Origin of the sequence: Paenibacillus camelliae (assembly GCF_023715345.1) — a bacterium.
Lineage (GTDB): Bacteria > Bacillota > Bacilli > Paenibacillales > Paenibacillaceae > Pristimantibacillus > Pristimantibacillus camelliae.
This window is the reverse complement of sequence record NZ_JAMBNY010000003.1, coordinates 14,316-35,336: the sequence shown is the minus strand read 5'-3', so window position 1 is coordinate 35,336 and position 21,021 is coordinate 14,316. Positions and strand designations below refer to the sequence as shown.

Annotated in this window: 18 protein-coding genes; 11 read left to right on the top strand and 7 right to left on the bottom strand. The window is 42.9% G+C overall.

Translation table 11 applies throughout. The features are described 5' to 3' along the window. The first annotated feature begins 10 nt into the window (after positions 1-10). Entirely contained in the window at positions 11-3,100 is a 3,090-nt protein-coding gene (locus M3180_RS08080) for an efflux RND transporter permease subunit (RefSeq protein WP_251666845.1), read from the top strand. A gap of 124 nt (positions 3,101-3,224) precedes the next feature. On the opposite strand, the gene M3180_RS08075 is transcribed toward M3180_RS08080, so the two are convergent. The 4 genes from M3180_RS08075 to M3180_RS08060 all read right to left on the bottom strand — a co-directional run bounded on the left by M3180_RS08075 (position 3,225) and on the right by M3180_RS08060 (position 6,520). Continuing rightward, positions 3,225-4,613, bottom strand: coding sequence for an aldehyde dehydrogenase (locus M3180_RS08075; protein WP_251666843.1), 1,389 nt, complete (start codon positions 4,611-4,613; stop codon positions 3,225-3,227). A gap of 257 nt (positions 4,614-4,870) precedes the next feature. Next, positions 4,871-5,287: a DUF2752 domain-containing protein gene (locus tag M3180_RS08070; protein ID WP_251666842.1), complete on the bottom strand. Its 417-nt coding sequence runs from the start codon at positions 5,285-5,287 to the stop codon at positions 4,871-4,873. Continuing rightward, on the bottom strand, positions 5,250-5,588 hold the full coding sequence (locus M3180_RS08065) for a DUF4234 domain-containing protein (RefSeq protein WP_251666840.1): 339 nt from the start codon (positions 5,586-5,588) through the stop codon (positions 5,250-5,252). Before M3180_RS08065 ends, M3180_RS08070 begins: the two co-directional genes overlap by 38 nt. Before the next feature lie 95 nt (positions 5,589-5,683). Continuing rightward, entirely contained in the window at positions 5,684-6,520 is an 837-nt protein-coding gene (locus tag M3180_RS08060) for a sugar phosphate isomerase/epimerase family protein (protein WP_251666839.1), read from the bottom strand. Positions 6,521-6,692: 172 nt separating this feature from the next. On the opposite strand from M3180_RS08060, the gene M3180_RS08055 reads away from it, so the two are divergent. From M3180_RS08055 to greA, 5 genes are all read left to right on the top strand, one after another. Then, positions 6,693-7,736, top strand: coding sequence for a LacI family DNA-binding transcriptional regulator (locus tag M3180_RS08055; RefSeq protein WP_251666837.1), 1,044 nt, complete (start codon positions 6,693-6,695; stop codon positions 7,734-7,736). 57 nt (positions 7,737-7,793) lie between these two features. Then, positions 7,794-8,246 (top strand): VOC family protein, encoded by a 453-nt coding sequence (locus tag M3180_RS08050; RefSeq protein WP_251666836.1) that lies wholly within the window; start codon positions 7,794-7,796, stop codon positions 8,244-8,246. 27 nt (positions 8,247-8,273) lie between these two features. Then, positions 8,274-8,978 (top strand): SDR family NAD(P)-dependent oxidoreductase, encoded by a 705-nt coding sequence (locus M3180_RS08045; protein ID WP_251666834.1) that lies wholly within the window; start codon positions 8,274-8,276, stop codon positions 8,976-8,978. 315 nt (positions 8,979-9,293) lie between these two features. Beyond that, complete coding sequence (locus tag M3180_RS08040) at positions 9,294-10,154, top strand: class II fructose-bisphosphate aldolase (protein ID WP_251666832.1); 861 nt, start codon at positions 9,294-9,296, stop codon at positions 10,152-10,154. Positions 10,155-10,416: 262 nt separating this feature from the next. Further along, positions 10,417-10,884, top strand: coding sequence for a transcription elongation factor GreA (gene greA / locus M3180_RS08035; protein WP_251666831.1), 468 nt, complete (start codon positions 10,417-10,419; stop codon positions 10,882-10,884). Between the two features lie 169 nt (positions 10,885-11,053). On the opposite strand, the gene M3180_RS08030 is transcribed toward greA, so the two are convergent. Next, positions 11,054-12,034, bottom strand: a complete 981-nt coding sequence (locus M3180_RS08030) for a DMT family transporter (RefSeq protein ID WP_251666830.1) — start codon at positions 12,032-12,034, stop codon at positions 11,054-11,056. A 166-nt stretch (positions 12,035-12,200) separates the two neighbouring features. Here M3180_RS08030 and M3180_RS08025 point away from each other — a divergent pair, with 166 nt between their 5' ends. Together M3180_RS08025 and M3180_RS08020 are read left to right on the top strand one after the other, a co-directional pair. Next, on the top strand, positions 12,201-13,088 hold the full coding sequence (locus M3180_RS08025; RefSeq protein ID WP_251666828.1) for a LysR family transcriptional regulator: 888 nt from the start codon (positions 12,201-12,203) through the stop codon (positions 13,086-13,088). Between the two features lie 124 nt (positions 13,089-13,212). After that, positions 13,213-14,775 carry a PTS sugar transporter gene (locus M3180_RS08020; RefSeq protein WP_251666827.1) on the top strand — a complete coding sequence of 521 codons (1,563 nt, stop codon included), beginning with the start codon at positions 13,213-13,215 and terminating at the stop codon, positions 14,773-14,775. 140 nt (positions 14,776-14,915) lie between these two features. On the opposite strand, the gene M3180_RS08015 is transcribed toward M3180_RS08020, so the two are convergent. Next, positions 14,916-15,476, bottom strand: a complete 561-nt coding sequence (locus M3180_RS08015; RefSeq protein ID WP_251666826.1) for a hypothetical protein — start codon at positions 15,474-15,476, stop codon at positions 14,916-14,918. A 256-nt stretch (positions 15,477-15,732) separates the two neighbouring features. Between M3180_RS08015 and M3180_RS08010 the strand changes: the two genes are divergently transcribed. Next, a complete protein-coding gene (locus M3180_RS08010; RefSeq protein ID WP_251666825.1) occupies positions 15,733-16,797 on the top strand; it encodes an LLM class flavin-dependent oxidoreductase in 1,065 nt (354 codons plus the stop codon). Between the two features lie 127 nt (positions 16,798-16,924). Here the strand turns inward: M3180_RS08010 and M3180_RS08005 are convergent, their stop codons facing one another. Further along, complete coding sequence (locus tag M3180_RS08005; RefSeq protein WP_251666823.1) at positions 16,925-17,491, bottom strand: GNAT family N-acetyltransferase; 567 nt, start codon at positions 17,489-17,491, stop codon at positions 16,925-16,927. 256 nt (positions 17,492-17,747) lie between these two features. On the opposite strand from M3180_RS08005, the gene M3180_RS08000 reads away from it, so the two are divergent. Together M3180_RS08000 and M3180_RS07995 are read left to right on the top strand one after the other, a co-directional pair. Continuing rightward, positions 17,748-19,490 (top strand): sensor histidine kinase, encoded by a 1,743-nt coding sequence (locus M3180_RS08000; RefSeq protein ID WP_251666822.1) that lies wholly within the window; start codon positions 17,748-17,750, stop codon positions 19,488-19,490. A gap of 5 nt (positions 19,491-19,495) precedes the next feature. Then, positions 19,496-20,902 carry a response regulator gene (locus M3180_RS07995; protein WP_251666820.1) on the top strand — a complete coding sequence of 469 codons (1,407 nt, stop codon included), beginning with the start codon at positions 19,496-19,498 and terminating at the stop codon, positions 20,900-20,902. Positions 20,903-21,021: the final 119 nt, after the last annotated feature.

The window sequence follows — 21,021 nt, the reverse complement described above, 5'->3', positions numbered from 1 at the left end:
AGGTGTGTAAGTGAGGTCAATAGTTAATTTCGTAGTGAAAAACAAGTTAGCAGTATGGCTACTAACGTTAATTGTTCTATTCTCTGGAATGTATTCATCTGTAAGAATGAAGATGGAGACGATACCGGACATTTCTATTCCTTATCTAATGGTTATGAGTGTTTATCCTGGAGCAACTGCTGAACAGGTAATGGAGGATGTTACGATTCCGCTAGAGAAAACCCTTGAAAATCTAAGCGGAGTAAAGACCGTCATGTCCAGCTCATATTCCAGTGTAGCAAGTATTCAGGTTGAATATGATTATGGAACAGATATGGATGAAGCGAAGCGTGAGATGAAATCCGCGCTAGATGATATTAAGCTGCCAGACAATGCGCAGGCACCTTCAGTATCGGCTATTAGCATGAATATGATGCCGATTCTTGCACTCAGTGTGAGCAGTACCTCTGGTGATATCGTTGATTTAACGAGCACAGTAGAAGAGGTTCTTCTACCGAAGCTGCAAAAAATTGAAGGGGTTGCTTCTGCTTCGATTACGGGTCAGCATATTGAAGAGGTTGAGCTGACGTATGATGAAGAGAAGATGGCGAGCCTTGGAGTTACAAAAGAAACGATTGCGAACCTAATTAAAGCAAGTGACTTATATACATCACTCGGTTTGTTCGAGTTTACGGAAGCTGAACAGGCTATCGCAGTAGATGGTAAGTTTATGTCCATAGAAGAGCTTGGCGATATGCTAATTCCAGTAACGCCGACGGCTGACTATCCATCTCCTGTTGCGAAGCTAAGTGATCTTGCATCGATTGAGCTTGTTGGTAAGGTTCAATCCATCTCTCGCACGAATGGTGAAGATGCCATTGCGATTCAGGTTATTAAAGCACAGGATGCTAACACAGTAACGGTTGCGAATGCAGTTAAGGATCTAATGGCAGAAGAGCAGGAGCGTTTTCCTGATCTTGTTGTAGAGACTTCGTTAGACCAAGGTGAGCCGATTGAAGAAGCGGTGCTTACGATGGTTGAAAAAGCGCTGTTCGGTGGACTTATTGCTGTCATTATTATTCTACTGTTCCTACGCGACTTTAAATCTACAATTATTTCGATTGTATCCATTCCAGTGTCCGTATTTATGGCTTTGATGATTCTACACTGGCTTGATATTACGCTTAATATTATGACATTAGGTGCGATTACTGTTGCGATTGGACGTGTAATTGATGACTCGATTGTCGTCGTCGAAAACATCTATCGAAGATTGCATCTGAAGGAAGAGAAGCTGAATGGTCGTGCACTAGTACGTGAAGCGACGCTTGAGATGTTCAAGCCAATTCTATCGTCTACACTTGTAACGGTTGCCGTATTTGCCCCGCTAGTATTTGTTGGCGGTATGGTTGGTGAGATTTTCGTACCGTTCGCGTTGACGATGAGCTTTGCCTTGATTGCATCGTTAATTGTTGCCATTACGATCGTTCCTGCTATGTCTCATTTCTTGTTCAAGAAAAAACTTTATGCAGCCAAATCAGAATCTAAGCATAAAGAAGTTGGAGCACTCGCGAAAAAATATCGTGGTGCACTTCAATGGACATTGAACCATAAAATTATTACCGTAATTATCTCGCTTGTCCTATTAGTGGGAAGCTGTATCATTCCGATCTCTGGTCTAGTTGGACTGAGCTTCCTTGGAAGTGACGAGGAGAAGGTCATGTATCTTACTTACGCACCTAAAGCTGGTGAGCTTAGAGAAGATACAATTAAGCATGTTTCTGAAGTAGAGCAAAAGCTGCTTGAACGTGAAGATGTCGATATCGTTCAGCTATCCATTTCCTCAGCGGAAAGTGCAGATATGCAGACGATGATGATGGGCGGCGCCGGCGGTTCACTTATGTATGTTATCTTCGATCCAGATATGAAGAACTTCCCAGAGGTTCGTGAGGAGATCGAGCAATACGTTGAAGAGATTGGACACCCGGGACGCTGGTCAAGCCAGAACTTCTCGATGTCAGCACTATCGAGCAACGAGCTTAGCTATACGCTATACAGCGAAAGCCTCGATGATCTAGAGCAGTCAGTCCTAATGGTCGAAGAGGTTATGAAAGGCAATGAGCAATTGAAGGATGTATCCTCTACTCGTGAAGAGAGCTATGAGGCATTTACATTCCATGTTGATCAAGCAACGCTGCTGCAGCATGGTCTGACGACAGCGCAAATTGTTATGATGCTATACCCAGATACTTCTAAGGAAGTATTGACTACAGTTGAAAGTGACGGTAACAAAGTAGAGGTTATCGTTCAGAAAGAAGTAGTAACGCCTGAGTCTGTAGAGGATATGCTTAAGCTTCCTGTACAATCAGTAACAGGTGCACAGCTTACACTAGGCGATCTTGTTGAAGTTGAAGAAGGCTATGCACTGAATACACTTGCACGCAGCAAAGGTCAATTCTATGCTAGCGTATCAGGTACAATCCTAGGCGACGATGTATCCAAAGCATCGAGCGAGGTGGATAAAGAGGTTAACGAGCTTGAATTCCCTAAAGGTGTTGAGCTTGGTAACAGCGGTGCAATGGCGGATATTATTGAAACCTTCACTCAGCTAGCTGTTGCTATGCTAGCAGCGATTGCGATTGTATACTTTATTCTCGTCGTTACATTCGGAGAGGGACTTGCTCCATTCGTTATCCTATTATCTCTTCCGTTTACGGTTATCGGTGTATTCGTTGGTCTGTACATTGCTAATGAAACGATCTCTGTATCGGTCATGATGGGACTTCTGATGTTGATCGGTATTGTCGTAACAAACGCTATCGTGTATGTTGACCGCATCATTCATATGGAACGCGATGGTATGACATTGCGTGAAGCGATTCTTGAAGCTGGTGCGACGCGTCTTCGTCCGATTCTAATGACAGCGATCGCGACAATCGGTGCTATGATTCCGCTTGTATTCGGTGGTGCAGGTGGCGGCTTGATCTCTAAAGGTCTTGCGATTACTGTAATCGGCGGACTTACGAGCTCTACGCTGTTAACATTAGTTATTGTACCGGTGATGTATGAAATTCTTTCGAAAATGCTTAAGAAAAATCGTCGTGAAGTTTTAGACAACTAGGCGATTAGATAAAGCAATCATCTACTGTAAAGAAGAGTACGATGATACAGCACTACAAAAAAGATGTTGCCCCCGAGGCAACATCTTTTTTTGTGCGCATAGCATGGCGCTAACCATATTTAGCCTACTTTAATATTTTTCGAACGAGCTTTACTCTCGAGTTGTAAGGAGGGTGGAGCAAGCCGGTTTCAAGCTTTGTTGAACGATGCAGAATCGACTTAGGATGAGTGAAGCATTCATAGCTCGCTTTACCGTGATATGCACCACTGCCTGAAGGGCCGACACCGCCAAAAGGCAAATGTGTATTGCCAACATGGGCTACAACATCATTGATACAGCCGCCTCCAAATGGCAGCTCCTGTAGAAACGTTTGTATTTCTTTTTCGTTTGTCGAGAATAAGTAACCAGCTAATGGCTTAGGCAGCCTACGAATTTCTCTGATTAGATGATCCAAAGAGCTATACTTCAGTACGGGTAATAGAGGGCCGAATATCTCATCCTCCATTACCATACTATTCCACGTTACATGTTCAATAATCGTTGGCTCAATATATAGGTCTTGGCGATCTATGCTGCCTCCCAGTGTTATATTGCTTTCTTCAGCGATTAAAATATGGTGCAGCCGGTCGAATTGACGCTCGTTAATGATGCGACCATAGTCTGTGCTTTGCTGTGGATCATGTCCGTAAAAGTCTTTTATTGTTTTTTTCAGCAGCTCTACAAATGTTGGATATATACTTTCGTGTACGACGACGTAATCAGGTGCCACGCACGTTTGTCCAGTATTGCTGAATTTACCCCAAGCGATACGCTTGGCTGCGACTTCTAAGTCGGCTGTCTCACTAACAATGGTAGGGCTCTTTCCACCCAGCTCCAGCACATAAGGGGTCAATCGCTCAGCCGCAGCTTTTGCTACAACCTTACCTACCGCAACGCTGCCAGTAAAGAAGATAAAGTCGAAGGGGGCATGAATAAGTGCCGTCACCATCTCCTTCTCTCCTTCTACAACACTCACGTAATTAGGCTCAAATGCTTCCTCCAATATTAGCTTAATGATTTGTGTCGTATGGACGCTTGCTTCAGAAGGCTTTATAACGGCTGTATTGCCTCCGGCAATTGCACCGATTAAAGGCTCCATCACAAGCTGGAATGGATAGTTAAACGGAGCGATAATTAGCACCACACCGTATGGCTCTCGCACAATAAAGCTTTTGGCAGGCTGGAAATGCAGAGGTGTCTTTACTGACTTAGGCTTTACCCAGCGCTCGATATTTTTAATGATAAAGCTAATACTGTCGTACACGATTCCGAGTTCTGTTGTATAGGCTTCAAATTCACCTTTACCTAAATCAAGCCTTAGCGCCTCCAGCACTTGCTTTTCATATTTTTTTATCGTTTGCTTTAGCTTTACAAGCTGCTCTTTACGAAAATGAACATCCTTTGTAGAGGATTGGTCGTAATAATTTCGCTGCTGTGTAATGATCGCATCTACTTGCTGCGTCAAAGTCGTCATGCCGGATCACTCCTTCCATGCTATAGGCATTGCTATATTCGTCATCTATATGCTGATACTAATATAACAAATTGTAACGACTTTCAGTAACTAAAGCTTATATCAGCTAAATGTGTTCTGTGCGTGAAGCTGTTATAAATAAAAAAGAAAGGAGTTGTTCAATGCCAGCTAAACGGACATTCTGAACAACCCCTTCGGTATGCATTTGTATGGTGTAACAGAGAAGATGAAGTACTACAACTAAGCTTCGTAGCATTTTATAAATCAGGCGGTGCAAGCCTATCAAACAGAGGCAAGTTTCTTGCAATGCCATAGCCGAGAGCGAGAATCACCATTGCAATTAGCACAGCATTGGATGTGCGATGAAGCTTTTTGCGCTGCAGCAGCCAGTAGCATAGATATAACGGGACGAGCGCATAAACTAAGCTGTTATAGCGAAAGGCTGCCTCAAGGTCAAGCTTTAACAGAGCGGTAAGCGAGCGGGTCATTCCACAGCCTGGGCAATACAAACCGGTCACGGCATGAATCGGGCAAGGAATGCTTAATCCAGTGAGCGGAATCCACACCTTCAGATAGACCACGGTACCGATAGCAAAGAAAGAACCCCAAACAAGCTTAGGATTCTTTCTAAAAGGCTTAGACCATTTTATTAACATCGTTTTGTACAAGTGCATAGGTTACGATACCAAACCCGAACAGTCCCAGCACAAGATATATTACAGAATTGTCGCTGTACATCATGCCACGTTGACGCTGAGCTTCAGCTACATGCTTGCCAATCTGGTAAGCCCACACTAATGACCAAATTCCACAAGTAACGATAGAAAGCAAGAAATGCTTTAACCCAGTAAAATCAGGGTCTCCACTCAATCTACCCACTTCGTTCGTTAATACAATGAACCAGTAAATTCCATAAATACCGCAAGTGATTAATGTAAGAATAATACTTAAAGCGATATTACGTTGTGTAATCATCATCATTCTCCTTATGACAGATACTATAAAACCTGCCTATTAGTATAGGAGATATGTGATGGGATTGACAATACATTTTTAGGAAATTCCAACAATTAGTTAATAACGATGCGTAATTGTTCTGCGACCGAACGAATATATTGCGCAGCTTCTGTATATTGTTCATTAGTAGACAGATGCTCAATCATGACAGGGATGTCTCGCTGCAGCTTATTAAGCTGTGTAAGCAGCACATCATAGCGTAGATTGCCTCGTCCAGGAATTACCTCATCAAGATGGAGGGTTAGCTTTGGTTGTAGCAGAATATCTTTGGCGTGCACATTGACGATATGAGGCCCTAGCTTTTCGATAAAATCAATAATAAGTGCATCCGTATGATAGTAGGTTTCTGGACTATTCACAATATTAACTGGATCAAAATGTACACCGAATTGTGGTCGATCAATCGCCTTTAACAGCGCTGCATAGCTGTCAGCACTGTTTGGGTATACCCAAGGCATCATCTCTAATGCGAAGGTTGTCCGCGTCGGCTTTACTTGGTCAATGATCGCTCGTACGGTATCAACAATAAGATTGAATGTGTCATCGGTAAGATTAAGCTCATGCGGTCCATCCCATACGGTGCCTCTAGAGCCGGCGATATTAACACAGACACGTGCACCGATGTCATCGGCTAGCTGCAGACGTTCTGCGCAATAGTTAATGGCTTGCTTAGCAATCGTCTCATCTATGCTAATCGGGTTGCTCCAAGCACCGACCTCCGCAATAACGATGTTATGTTGTTCAGCGGCATCGAGATAGGCCTTCATAAGGTCGCGATCCTTCCCGTCAAATGGGCAGGTCGCCGCCCGAAAGCCAGCTTGATGCATCGCTTTTGCCCAAGTTTCAGGTTGTTGATTTTCAATAAAAACTTGACCACCTAATCGTAGCATATATATCCCTCCAAATTGATCATTTTTCTAGCAGTAGCGTACCATGAACGCGCGTTAATGTAAATATTGACGCTCTTACAGCCGTTTCTCCTTGTGAATCGGTTGACAGTGTATCATAGCAGGACTATGATAGAGGTATAAACACGTGTTTATTTAAAGGTAGGGTTATGATTTGTCTAAAAATGAAATTAATAGTACGGAAGTTGCGAGGTTAGCAGGTGTATCAAGGAGTACGGTCAGTCGGGTCATTAATAATTATTCAAATGTACCACAAAAAACAAAAGAGAAAGTGATGAAAGCTATTAAAGAGCTCAATTACTTTCCTAATGCTTCAGCGCAAATGCTGGCCGGCAAAAAATCCCGTACGATTGGTCTGTTCATGGTAAGCTCAGGGGAAATCTCTGTCGATGTGCTAACGAATATGATGATCGTGAGCGTGATAGAAAGTGCATCAGATCTTAATTATTATGTGCTCACCTTTATTATTCGTAATACCGAGGATGAAGCCAGCATTAATCATGTAAGGGAAGCATTCTATCAGCGGCGGATCGATGCGGGCATATTTATTGGAACAAAGCATAAAGAGCCATTTGTTGAGGAGCTCATAGCAGAAGGCTTTGTCGTTGGTGTGTTTGATCAGGAGCATCCAGACGTTGCTGTACCTAATCGCATCGTTGCCAATTTCAACAATGATTCTGGTATGAAGCAGGCAATTGCTTATTTACTTGGCCTTGGTCATCGGCATATCGGTCTCATAAATGGTGATCGAAGCCGATTGTCAGGCCTTAAAAAGCACGAGGGCTTCCATCATGCCATGAAGCAGCAAGGGCTCGACATTCATCCGGGCTGGGTGCTGGATGGAGATTTTACAGAGCAGGCAGGCTATGATGCGATGTCGAAGCTGCTTGGAAGCGATGAGCCGCTCCCTACTGCACTTGTAGCAGCCAATGATAGTGTTGCTTTTGGTGCGATACGGGCGATGCGAGAGCAAGGGCTCAAGGTTCCTGAGCATATGTCGATTATCGGCTTTGACGATCATGTGCTAAGTGAGAAGCAAGATCCGCCACTCACAACCGTGCGCGTTGATTTTAAGCAGCTATTTAAGGAACTGATGCAGGTCGTTGTTAAGCAAGTTGAGGAGCCAACAGATACGATACGTGAGATCAAGTATGACTGCACGCTAATTATCCGGGAATCCTGCAGGCGTTTGGATTAAAGGTAAGCTAAAGGCAAGGCTGTACAGGGCAATTCACCATTTCATATTGGAGGGATTATGATGTCAGGTCTAATTGAAACGAATGTCGTTACGCAAATTGGTATTCTTGTTCATGATATTGAAAAGGTTAGTGAAGCATACGCCACTTTTTTTGGAGTAGAAAAGCCAAATATTTTTTGGACAGATCCAATGGAGCAGGCGCAGACTGAATTCGAGGGTAAGCCTAGTCCTGCTCGTGCAAAGCTAGCCTTTTTTGATATGGGTTCACTTCAAATTGAATTAATTGAGCCAGATCACCACGAAAGCACTTGGCGAAACTATTTGAATGAGCATGGCGAAGGTCCACATCATATCGCATTTGGAATTAAAGGGATGAAGGATAAAGTTGAGCTGCTTGCGAAGTCAGGCTTCCCTTTGCAGCAAAAAGGTGAATATACAGGCGGCAGATATGCTTATATCGATACATTTCCTCAATTAAAGGTACTCATTGAGCTGTTGGAAAACGATTAAAACGGAAGTGATTGAAGGGGTGATACGGTGAACGTATTGATTACAGGAGCCAATCGCGGGTTAGGCTATGAGCTCGCAGCAGAATCTATAAGCCGCGGCCATCATGTCGTTGCGTTAGTCCGTAACGAAGCTGCTAGCGAGCAGCTAAGTGCTTCGTTGCAAGCGGGGGGCTTGAATGAACAGCAGATAACGATTATGCTAGCCGATGTTCGCGATGAAGCGGCTATTGAGAAGGCAGCAGAGCAGTTGAAGCAAGAAGGGATGAGACTGAACTGCATTATTAACAGTGCAGCAGTGCTCGTAGGACGGCAGACCGCGATTGAAGACTTGGATATGAACGATATGCAGCTAAGCTTTGATGTTAATTTATTCGGACCGATTCGGGTCGTGAAGCATATGCTTGAGCTGCTTGACGCGAAGGATGGCTCAATCCTTAACATCTCTTCAGAAGCTGGGAGTATTCATAACGCATACGCAGGAGATTATCCATATTCACTATCCAAATGCGCATTAAACCTGCTAAGTGAGCAGCTGAATCGCATGCTTTCCGCTAAAGGTATAGATGTTTGGAGTATTCATCCTGGTTGGATGCGAACAGACATGGGAGGCTCAGCTGCCCCGTTGTCCCCACAGCAAAGTGCGGTGAGCATTATTGATATTATGGAGAGAAAAGTAACAGTCGACTCGAGCTTTAGCTTTATTGATTACCGTGGAGCGGCTATGGACATATAAAATGAATCGGGCATCGCTTTTGCTTACAAAAGCGATGCTTTTTTTGTCTGTTATCGTAATCTGACGATGAATATGCAGAGTGTCAAAATTTTTTTTTCATATTTTCAAAAGTAATCGCTTACAGCGTCGTTTTTTGACTATAATTGCCTGATTACCATTTGTAATTCTAGTCCAAAATGGATATGATAAATAGGTATAGTTAATGGGATCGTAATGAATTAACTAATGATCTTCGTTTATGCCTCTTATGCTGCCTCTATGGTGGATGGAAGTGTAAGGAAGTCGATAACACGAAAAGTTTTAGGAGGAATTATAATGGCATTAGTTTCAATGAAAGACATGTTAAACAAAGCGCTTAAAGAAGGCTATGCTGTCGGTCAGTTCAACATTAACAACTTGGAGTGGACTCAAGCTATTCTAGCTGCTGCACAAGAAGAAAACTCCCCAGTTATTCTAGGTGTTTCTGAAGGTGCTGCTCGTCACATGGGCGGATTTAAAGTTGTAACAGCTATGGTTGCTGCACTTATTGAAGAAATGAACATTACTGTTCCTGTTGCTACTCACCTTGACCATGGCTCCAGCTTTGAAAAATGTAAAGCTGCGATCGATGCTGGTTTTACATCTGTTATGATCGATGCTTCCCATCATCCGTTCGAAGAAAACGTTGAAACAACTAAAAAAGTTGTTGAATATGCACATAGCAAAGGTGTTTCTGTAGAAGCTGAGCTAGGAACTGTAGGCGGCCAAGAAGACGATGTTATCGCTGATGGCGTTATCTATGCTGACCCTCAAGAGTGTCTTGAGCTTGTAAAACGTACAGGTATCGACACATTGGCTCCAGCTCTAGGCTCTGTACATGGTCCTTACAAAGGCGAGCCTAACCTTGGCTTTGACGAGATGGAGGAAATCTGTAAGCTTACAAATATGCCTCTAGTTCTTCATGGTGGTACAGGTATCCCTACAGAGCATATCCAAAAAGCGATTGCTCGTGGTACATCTAAAATTAACGTGAACACAGAAAACCAAATGGCGTTCACTGCAAAAGTTCGCGAAGTTCTTGCTAACGATAGTGAAGCTTACGATCCTCGTAAATATATTGTTCCTGGTCGTGATGCGATTAAAGCTACTGTTATCGGCAAAATCCGTGAATTCGGTTCTTCTAACAAAGCTCAATAAGCTCCATGGGTTGTACAAGCTGTATAGTCGTTGGCTATGCAGCTTTTTTATTCCTGAAAGGCCGTTTAGATCGATAGTGCATAAATCAATTTTCGCTATCGTATAATGAAATAATGCTCGTCTGAGTATACTATGACGTATGCATATGTAATGAATAGACAGCAGAACGTTAGCGGTGCAATAGTGAAGTCAAATGACTGCAGACTGCAATATGGAGTCGTCAACAGCTTTGCACGACAGCTGTAATAAAGGAGTGTGCGTGATGAATAAGGAACAAGTTATACTAACGCAAGAGGGCTATGATAAGTTAGTTGAAGAGGTTGAGGAGTTAAAGGGGCCGAAACGCCGCGATATTGCAGAGCGTCTGAAGCTAGCGATTAGCTACGGCGATCTAAGAGAAAACAGTGAATACCATGCAGCTAAAGATGATCAGGCACATATGGAAACGAGAATTAAACAGCTTGAAGGTATGCTGCGCAGGGCGAAAATTGTAAAATCAGAGCAGGCTACGGACGTAACCATTGGTGCAACTGTAGTATTATATGATGAAGAATTCGATGAGAATGTGGAATACACCATTGTCGGACAAGCAGAAGCTGACGTAGCGAACAATAAAATTTCCTTCGAAAGCCCGCTTGGTAAAAGTCTAATCGGCAAGAAGGTCAATGATGTTATACAAGTAGAAGCTCCTGTTGGTATAATTACTTATAAATTGTTGGAAATAAAATAACGTATGTCGCGTACATAATCATTTTCTATTCGTTCTCAAGCAGGACGAGAAGAAAATGATTTTTTTGTTTTATCCTTGACGCCAACTAAAAAGCCTTTCAGCATATCGGAGCAAGCAGAGCTTACTTATCCGATGTCTGAAAGGCTTATTGGTGATAGGTGCTTTGTGGTTAGTGTAGCTTTGACGTGAGCGTACGCAACGCTTTTGTCAGCTTAATAGGCAGCTGTTTCTTCCCAGTACTACTGCCTTGATTCAATGTATTACGAGCAATCGCAGCAATAATAAGCAATGTACCAACGATTTCAAATGCATTGATGCTATACCCCTGAATCGCGATAATAACAAAGGTTGTAATTGGGACAAAGTTAATGAACAGAAGGCCATGAGTAGATGAGAGCATCTGCAAGCCTTTATTCCAGCTAAGCAGCGCGACTAGCCCTGGAAGCAAGCTCATAAATGCCATTTCATATTTAATCGTAAATAGTGTCTCCATAGTAGGCACCTGTAGCCATCCAGCCATCGTTCCTGTTGTAACGATGAGCAATGCAGCGGCGTTTCCGATCAAGCAGGTTAACGTTGAATAACGAAGAATGGACCATTCCTTAAAGCGGGAGCCGCCTAACGAATAGACAACCCATCCAGTTACTCCAATGAGCATGAATAATAGCGGCATAAGCTGAGAACTGTTCATTGCGAAAAAGCTTAGATCACCACGAGTGATGACGAGAACGGCTCCTATAAATGCGATGAGTACATTACGCAGTGTAGCAGCTCCTGGTTTTTTACGAGTGGTTACCCAGATTAGAATAATAGAGATCATCGGCATAAGCACTTCCATGATGGAGGCGATAATCGTACCAGCTTTCCCCATTTGCTGCTGTCCAAAAAAGATAAACATATTATAAACGACGAATGCCATCGAACCATAAAACAGTAATGACAATCCTTTACCTTCAAGGCGAAATGCCTGCTTGCCTTCCTTAATGAACAATATGACAGATAATATAATACCTACAATAAGATAACGAATAAATGAGAAGTAGAACGGATCAATATGCATTAATGCAACATGCGCGACAGGGAACATCGCTCCCCAGGACATACTTGCAACTAAACATAGAAACGCTCCAATCAAAACTTTCTTATTCACTGACTCTCCACCCTATCGATTTATATTTTTATCGTATGTAGCTCTCTTACATGATCATATTACGTTATAATAAACATGTAAAATGATTGAAAATCAATTTATCCATCACTAAAAGTGATATAATGATAAAACACATTGACAAAATTAACGGACAGAGGTGAATAGGATGGAGCTAAATGATCTTGTAATTTTTCAAAAGGTAGCGGAATGTGGCAGTATCAGTAAGGCAGCAGCCGAGCTTAACTACGTACAGTCCAACGTTACTGCTCGTATCAAACGGTTAGAAAAGGAGCTGCATACACCGCTGTTCAGCAGGCATAAACGAGGTGTAGTACTCAATTCAGAGGGCGAGCGATTATTGGAGTATGCGAAGGAAATCACATCAAAGGTTGAGGAGCTAAAGCAAAGCTTTCAGGATCATGCAGATGTATCAGGGATGCTGAAAATTGGGATAGTAGAGACGGTTAATGCATTGCCGGGCATATTATCCTCCTTTAATGATGCTTATCCGAATGTAGAGGTTTCACTTATGGCGGGCGTGACCGATCAGCTCATACAGGATGTCCTAGATATGAAGCTGGATGGAGCCTTTGTTACGGGACCGATTCGCCACCCTAATGTTGAGCAGCTTCCGGTCGTAGAGGAAAACCTTGTGCTTGTCTCTAAGCGTGACAGCTTTACGATGGATCAGCTTACGACGACTCCTTTCTTGCTATATCATAAAGGCTGCGGGTATCGTGGCCGACTTGAGAGCTGGATGAAGGTGGAGGGGATTATTCCACGAAAAATAATGGAGTTTGGTACGTTTGGAACGATTATCGGCAGCGTATCTGCGGGGATTGGCGTAACCGTCATCCCAAAATCGTCCGTGACCAATCTCGTCTCGCAGGAAATTGTCGATGAGCATCAGCTGCCTGAGCCTTATTGCAACATAACGACAATCTTTATATGGCGCAAGGATGCTTACATTACGCGTACTCTTGCGCACTTTATTGAAGAAATTAAGCTGCATGCAGAGCAATTAGCTGAAAACTCGCCACGGGATGATGCTTAACTTTAATAGAAAACGTACGTCTACAAAGAAATAGTTATTGTAAAGTGTGCTTATTTGTCCTTATAATTAGGTAATGCATTACTACGGTAAAGCGATTAGACAGCATAAGATAAGGAGTGTAGAGATGAAAGTTGCTATTATCGGCAGTAGTGGCGGTAATTTATTTAATCTAGGCGGACGACAGCCAGACAAGCTATTAGGTGAAATTATAGCGCAGTGTGGCAGTGCGCAGCTGGACATCACAGCTATTCAGTTTATTGCAGCTGAAGAATCGATGGATATTGCCAAAGATAAAACAGGTGCTTCCTTATATAGCTGGGATCCTGTGCAGCAGGTAGTCGTTCAAGGAGAGACCTTGACTCTTGCGGATATTAATCAGCTTGCGAAGCGGGAAGATGAGCAGCTGGCTACTAGAATAGAGCAGGGTGAGGTAGATGGCATCATCGTAATGAGTGGTGATCCTACAGGAGTGAATGCCGCCTCAATTGCCGCAGCTGCAGCTAAAGGAATTCCGATTGTAGGGACTGGCGGGACATCAATGGCACAGATCAGCTCCAAGGGAGCCAATGTCATTGCGACTTCCGGCACGACTGGAACGACAAATCGCACACGTGCAGTGTCCTTTGTTACCGCGCTATGCAAGCATTGGAAGATTAAGTATATGCCTGTTATAGGCACGCAGTCTGCAGCGGAGGCTAATGCGGTAGGCTCAATAAGTATATGGCGAAGAATTAACTTTAAAGGCATTATGCAGGCATCGCTGCCAGGTTTTATTGCGATGGCCATTGTACTGGCGCTTGGTAAAATTCCTGCATTAGCATCGCTTTCAAGCGTATTTGATATTATAGTTGGTGCATTGCCCGTGCTCATTGCAGTAGTCGCTGCAAAGCAAGTGGCGGAGCTAGATGAAGTATCCATCGTAGCGGGCGTCATCGCAGGTGTGCTGTCCACGGATGGCGGTATTATTGGCGGCATGATCGGCGGAATATTGGCTGGTATACTCGTGCATTATTTATTCATTCTATGTGTTCAATGGCGCTTTCCAATGACAACCGTTAATATTGTAGCTGGCGGGTTGGCTGGTCTTGTTGCGGGCTTGTTAATGTATTTTCTCGTGTCGCCGATTGCCCTTCAGCTAGGCGAGTGGGTAAAACAGCTGATTAGTGCAATGATTGACTTCAATCCGATACTTGCGGGAATTATTGGTGGCTTGCTCATCTGGCCTGCGATTATTGCTGGGGTGTATCATGCGGCGATACTGCCGATTGTCCTTCTGGAGATGGAGCATACAGGAAACAGCTTCCTTGGTGCGGTGGATATGGTTGGACTCGTTATGGTGTCCGCGGGCATTACACTTGCAAACATTGTAGGGCCACGTGATAAAGGCGAGGCAGCTGTTGCAACACCAGGATTTTTAATCAATATGGGCTTTGGAACCTTCGTCGAAGCGGCATATCCGTTTATGTTCTCTAATAAGCTTGTATTCGCCGGGGCGATTATCGCATCGGGCATCGGAGGCGGACTTGTCGGATTGTTCGCTGTGCGTGGAACAGCCTACGTACCATCGTTCGCTGCACCTTATCTAAGTGATAATCCGATAGGATTTGTAGTTGCAATGCTTGCTTCCCTACTGGTGGCGTTCTCGATAACGCTTGTAGCGAACAAAACAATAAAAGCAAAAGTATAGTTAATATTTAATTGCGCGACATTGTTAATGAGCCTTTCCATTACACGCTATAGTGAGTGGAGACGCAGAATATATAAAGATGGAGCTAAGGCTACTGCCTAGCTCCATTTTTTTATAAACATAATGCATTAGATCGCTTATTAAGCAGCTTGATCGTGTAAAGTGATCTCTCCTTCTACAAAAGCTACCATCTGCTCATTCGGTAATAGATCGATTATTGTTTGTATGTTTTCTTCAGTAAGTTCGTTAAGCATTACGACGACTTGATTGGCCTCAATATCTATATAGGACGCAGCAATAGAGGCTTCGCTCCTTATCCTTTGTTGAGCCTGATTTAGCTGTTTTATTGAATACTGAACAGGCCTTAATAAGATGTTGTCAGACTTGCTTAGCTCAGAAAGCTCGTTACTTAGCTTCTGCTGTTCCCCTACCGTATGAACAACGATATAATTCCCTTCTAATATGACACCACCATAAGCATCTTCATATTGCTCTAAAAGATGATTTACCGTTATTAAAGACTGATCTAATGATTGAGGAGCGGTGTAGAGTATTTCTTTCTCTGTTGTAGGAGCGTTCATGCTATGTTCTTGTTCTAATGGTTGGTAACTCACGAATTGTTCTGGCGAGGAACCGTCATATATTAGATAAGCGCTAGCAAGACAGCATGCTAAAAGAAATGACGTTACTATTTTTCTCATTACTTTACCTCCTGGATCAGCTCACAGCAGAGCTACTTAACATATACACATTACGGGATACAGCGCTAGTATATACTGTCTGACGCTTATTACTAGAAAATGTTGCATGCACCAACAATCACTACAATAAAAAGTAAAGTAACTTGAAGAAGAAAAGAAAAAAGGTCATAATAAGCGTAGAGCTTTCACAATTATTGGGCAGGCTAATTTAGAGTGATTTTTCAATGCCAGCGAGCGAAAAGTTAGGAGTGATCTTATGGAACTTGGAATATCAACGTTTGTCGAGACGAACCCAGATCCGCAAACTGGAGAGCTTATCTCTCATGCTGAGCGCATTCGTCAAGTAGTAGAGGAAATTGTCCTTGCCGATCAGGTTGGACTTGATGTGTATGGCGTAGGAGAGCATCATCGCAGCGATTATGCAGCTTCCAGCCCAGCTACGATACTGGCAGCAGCAGCTGCAAGGACTAAAAATATACGTTTAACGAGTGCTGTCACTGTGCTTTCTAGTGATGATCCTGTTCGTGTCTATCAGCAGTTTGCAACGGTTGATGCGATCTCGAATGGACGCGCAGAAATTATGGCGGGAAGAGGCTCCTTTATTGAGTCATTTCCGCTGTTCGGATATGATTTATCGGATTATGATGAGCTGTTTGATGAGAAGCTAGAGCTGCTAATAAAGCTTACGAAGGATGAGATTGTACATTGGGAAGGTAACCACCGACCAAGCATTAAAGGTCGTGGCGTCTATCCGCGTCCTGTGCAGGATCCGCTACCTGTCTGGATTGGCAGTGGCGGTAATCAACAATCGGTTGCACGTGCAGGCATACTCGGCTTGCCGCTAGTGCTTGCTATCATTGGAGGTAGTCCATATCATTTTGCCCCGCTTGTGGAGCTGTACAAGCGTGCAGCTAAGCGCAGTGGTCACGATGCAGACAAGCTGCCTGTAGCCTCTCATTCTCACGGGTTTATAGCTGATACGACGGAGCTTGCTGCAGAGCAGTTCTATCCATCTACTGCAGCGGTTATGAATCAGCTCGGTAAGGAACGCGGCTGGAGTCCGTATAACCGTCAAACCTATGATTATATGCGTGGAGTCGAGGGCGCTCTATATGTTGGTGATCCTGAATATGTCGCGCAAAAGATTATAAATTTACGTAAGCATGTAGGCATCACACGCTTTATGCTGCATATGCCGCTCGGCACCATGCCACATGATCAAGTGATGCATGGCATTGAGCTGTATGGTAAGGTTGTCGCTCCTATCGTTCGTGAGGAAGTTGCAAAGTGGGAGAAGGAACAAGGAATCTCCAATCAATAGCTACAATAGAACATAAATAGAAAACAAGAGATTTTACCATGGCTTTCATTAGAAGCTCACAGTAAAATCTCTTTTCTATTACGGTAATCGTTAACGCTGCAATTTTAGCTCCCTCATCATCCTCCATTCACATAATGCTTACTTCCTTAACCATATGCCAAAACGGTTGATTACCTAGCATTTTTTCATTTACCTTACGATAGCCTTTTTTTTCATAGATCTGATAAGCGTGTTCCTTATCTTGATCGACTAATAAGCCGACTTTGGATTTCCCTAGCAAAGCGGCATCCAGCTCGGCCTGTTTCATAAGCTTAGAGGCGATTCCTTTTCCTTGGAAGCTTGGATGCACGGCAAGTGCGTCGATATAATATTCATCGAGCTCAGCTTCGATAGGATGATTGACGGTTTTTTTCAATTCACTCGAGCGCTGACGTTCAATCGGTGCATAGCGTGCAGCAGCTTCTTCACCGACGTAGCAAAGAATCATTCCTTGAATTTGATCAGCTTGCTCATATACGACAATCAATTCCTTACTAAATCGATTTCCAGGCTGTAAATAATATTGCAATAATATTGGAGCAGCCTTTTGAGGGCTAGAGAAGCCGGTATATAGTTCAGTTAGTTCACTGCCGATTGCAAGTATAATTAGCTCCACAACGGCATGCGCATCATTAGCTGTAGCAGATCGTAGCATGGTGTAATCTCCTTTGATGTCTAATGCTTGAAGAAAATTATATCATTATCACTATAACATGTAATGTTAACCGAGAAGAATCTCAAGCACGGAAAGGTGTTATTTGTACACAAATTGAATACTATAACCTTAAGACTGATTAGATAAGACATCGACTATTGCTGCAATAGTATTATTGCTAGCTAGACAAGGACAAGCTAAGCACTCTGTCATCATTGTGAATAAAGCAATCACTGAGATTGATGGGAGGAAGCAAATGAAACTAGGTCCGTTATGGAAGTCCCGTATGGAGCGGATGACCTTAAAAAATCGAATACTGTGGTTATTTGCTGTAGCAACAATAATCCCCTTTATGTGCATCAGTTATCTTTCCTATAATACGATTACCTCCATATTAGATACGAAGCTTCAATCGGGTATTCAGACTAATCTGAAGCAAGTTCGCCTATCATTCGAAAATCATATCCACAATCTAAATCATGTTTCCCAGCAGCTTGCTTATGAAGGAATTATAGGTGCGCAGCTGGAGCAATTTATGAATGAGAAACTTCCTTATAACCGCAGTTATTTAATTGACCAGATCAAATATCAATTAAACCTCATCACATTTACAAACCCCAATATCGGCTTGACCATGTACTATTTTCAAGATGATAACTTGATATTATTCGAAAACACTGGAGTTAAGGATACCTTCGATATAGATCAGCTCCCCGTTATTGCCAGCTATCATGACATAACCTACTACGGTCCTCATATTAGTAATGATCGATTTAATAATCAATATGTTATCTCTGCCCTACGCAAATTTGACATGCCGGAGCGTAATGATGCTTACGTATATATTGAGACAGGCTTCAAGCTGACACAAAGCATTCTTGAGCTCGAAGAGGTTAGTAAGTATACATACCATTTGATACTAGATAACGACGGAAGAATCGCGTATAGCGAGCGAAGTGATATCTTCCCAGAGAATAGCTTATTCTCCGGACTGCAAGCCTCATCCTCAGAATCAGGAGTAGCCAGCGAGCATTATTGGTATCGACAAGTGAGCAATCAGGGCTGGAGTGTCGTGTCGCTAATTGCAAAGGCTGATTATAACAAAGAAAAAAATCAGTGGCTAATGCAAATGCTTCTATTGCTGCTGTTATTTATTTTGGTTAGCTTAACGATCGGTTTGTTGCTTTGGCGGATGGTGTATCGTCCTCTTTCAAGATTTAATAAAGAAATCAAATGGATGGCTAACAGCAACTTTAATGCTGTTAAAACACAATCGAATATACCAGAATTTGAGATGCTCCTACATCAATTTCAGCATATGAAGGTTCAAATCGCACAGCTTTATTCAGAGATAGAAATGAAGGAAAAACGAAGAGCTAATTTAGAAATTGAGAAGCTGATGTATCAAATTAACCCTCACTTTTTAATGAATACGTTAGATACTGTCCACTGGCTAGCTGTTATTAACGGGCAAGAGGAGATCGATCGCCTCGTTACTTCACTCAATAAGCTGCTCTTCTACAATCTTCGAAAAGGAAACAGCACCGCTACGATACGTGAAGAGATAGATTCATTAAAGCAATATCTGACACTTCAACAAATTCGCTATAATTTTCAATTTGATGTGCGTATACAAGCAGATGACGCAATCCTTGATGTACCCGTTCCTCGTTTCATATTGCAGCCACTGGTCGAAAACGCGCTATATCATGGGCTCGACAATGACGGGAGGATTGAGGTAGAAGTAAGCAAAACAGATAAGGATGAGCTCGCAATCGAGATTAAGGATAACGGAAAAGGCATATCAGCGGATGAGCTTGAAGTCTTGATGCATCGTGAGCTGACTGAACAGCATCGCGTCGGTATGGGTATTGGAATGAACTATGTTAAGCGAATATTGGAATCGCATTATGGAGACAGTGCCAATCTAATCGTTTCAAGTGAGCTTGGAAAAGGGACTTGCATGATTATTCGAATACCATTTGAAAAGGGGAATTAGCCATTATGATTAATGTGCTCATTGTGGATGACGATAAGCTTGTGCGTAAAGGACTAATATCTGTTATGCCCTGGCATATGTTCGAGATGAAGGTTGTCGGCGAAGCGGCCAATGGAGAGAAGGCGCTTGAACTTTTAGATAATAGTCATGTGCATTTATTAATTACTGATTTGTCGATGCCTGTCATGTCAGGGATTGAGCTAATTAGAATTGCAAGAAAAAAGTATCCCAATTTAGCAATCGCTGTACTAACGATGCACCAGGATTTTGAGTTTATCCAGGAGGCGTTGCGGCTGGGCGCGATTGATTATATTGCAAAGGTTCAGCTGGAGAAGGAGCAGTTCGAGGAAGTGTTGGCTCGTATCTATGCACGGATCATTGATGAAAGAGTGAAGAAGCAAGAGATGCATAGTGCAGCTGACATTTATACGATTGATACTGCCTATGCATTGTTGTCGCTTAAGGACAAGCCTGATATTAATAAGGAAGCTGGGGATGCGACACGGTTAGAATGGCGTATGACCCATAACGATCAAATTATGCTTTGGCCTGCAAAAGAAGATGTTTTCGAAGCTTGTGACGAAGAGCTGCCACGACTCCCGGCTGGTATCCATAGGCAGGAATGGAAGCTAGTCAAATTACAAGGTTTGAGAGGCATACTTCGATCTGAAGTAGAGCAATGGCTTAGACAGTATAGAGAAAAAATGCTGTTTTACGAATGTGATGGAAGTGAAGGTTATCTGATTGAGAAATCAATTGCAGAACTACAGATGGAAGATATGGAGCCACATCAAGCAGAGATAGAGAGGATGCGACAGGGGCTGCATTCGTTTCATTGGATACATGACGAGCTGTGTTTTCATGAGCTGCAGCTCCAACTGAAGCAATTGCAGTTATCTGTACCGAAGCTCATGCAGCTGCTGTATGGCTTTACAGTGGACTGGAATCGGTTGTTTCGAGCGATTACGCAAGTGGACACCGCTTTGCCTAGTGAATTTTTGTGTTGGAAGGAAGTGAGTGATTGGCTACTCTGCTTTAGAGAGCAAACCCTTAAGCAATTAGGCAAACTTGAAATCAATAGAGACGTGAGTGGAAGTATCATGTCGGCAATAAAAATTGTTCATGATGAATATGAATTGCCGTTATTTGCGATCGATGTAGCAAAAAGAGTCAATCTAAGCAGAAGTTATTTTAATGAGTGCTTCAAGAAAATTATTGGTTATTCCTTCAATGAGTATCTTCGAAAAGTACGAATCGATAAGGCGAGAGATTATTTGACGCAAACGATGAAGCCTATCGTTTGGATTGCAGAGCATACGGGATATGCTGATGAGAAATATTTTAGTAGAGTTTTCCGTGAGCAGACAGGTATGCTCCCTAGCGAATATCGCCAGCATCATAGGAGAAGGTAGACATATGAACGTAGCCAGTAAGAGAAGTGACTGCTCATTATAATTTCCGTTCATATCTCACACGAGATCACCATCGGTGATCTATCCTTTCATGACTTGGAAGCGTGATATATTTATGG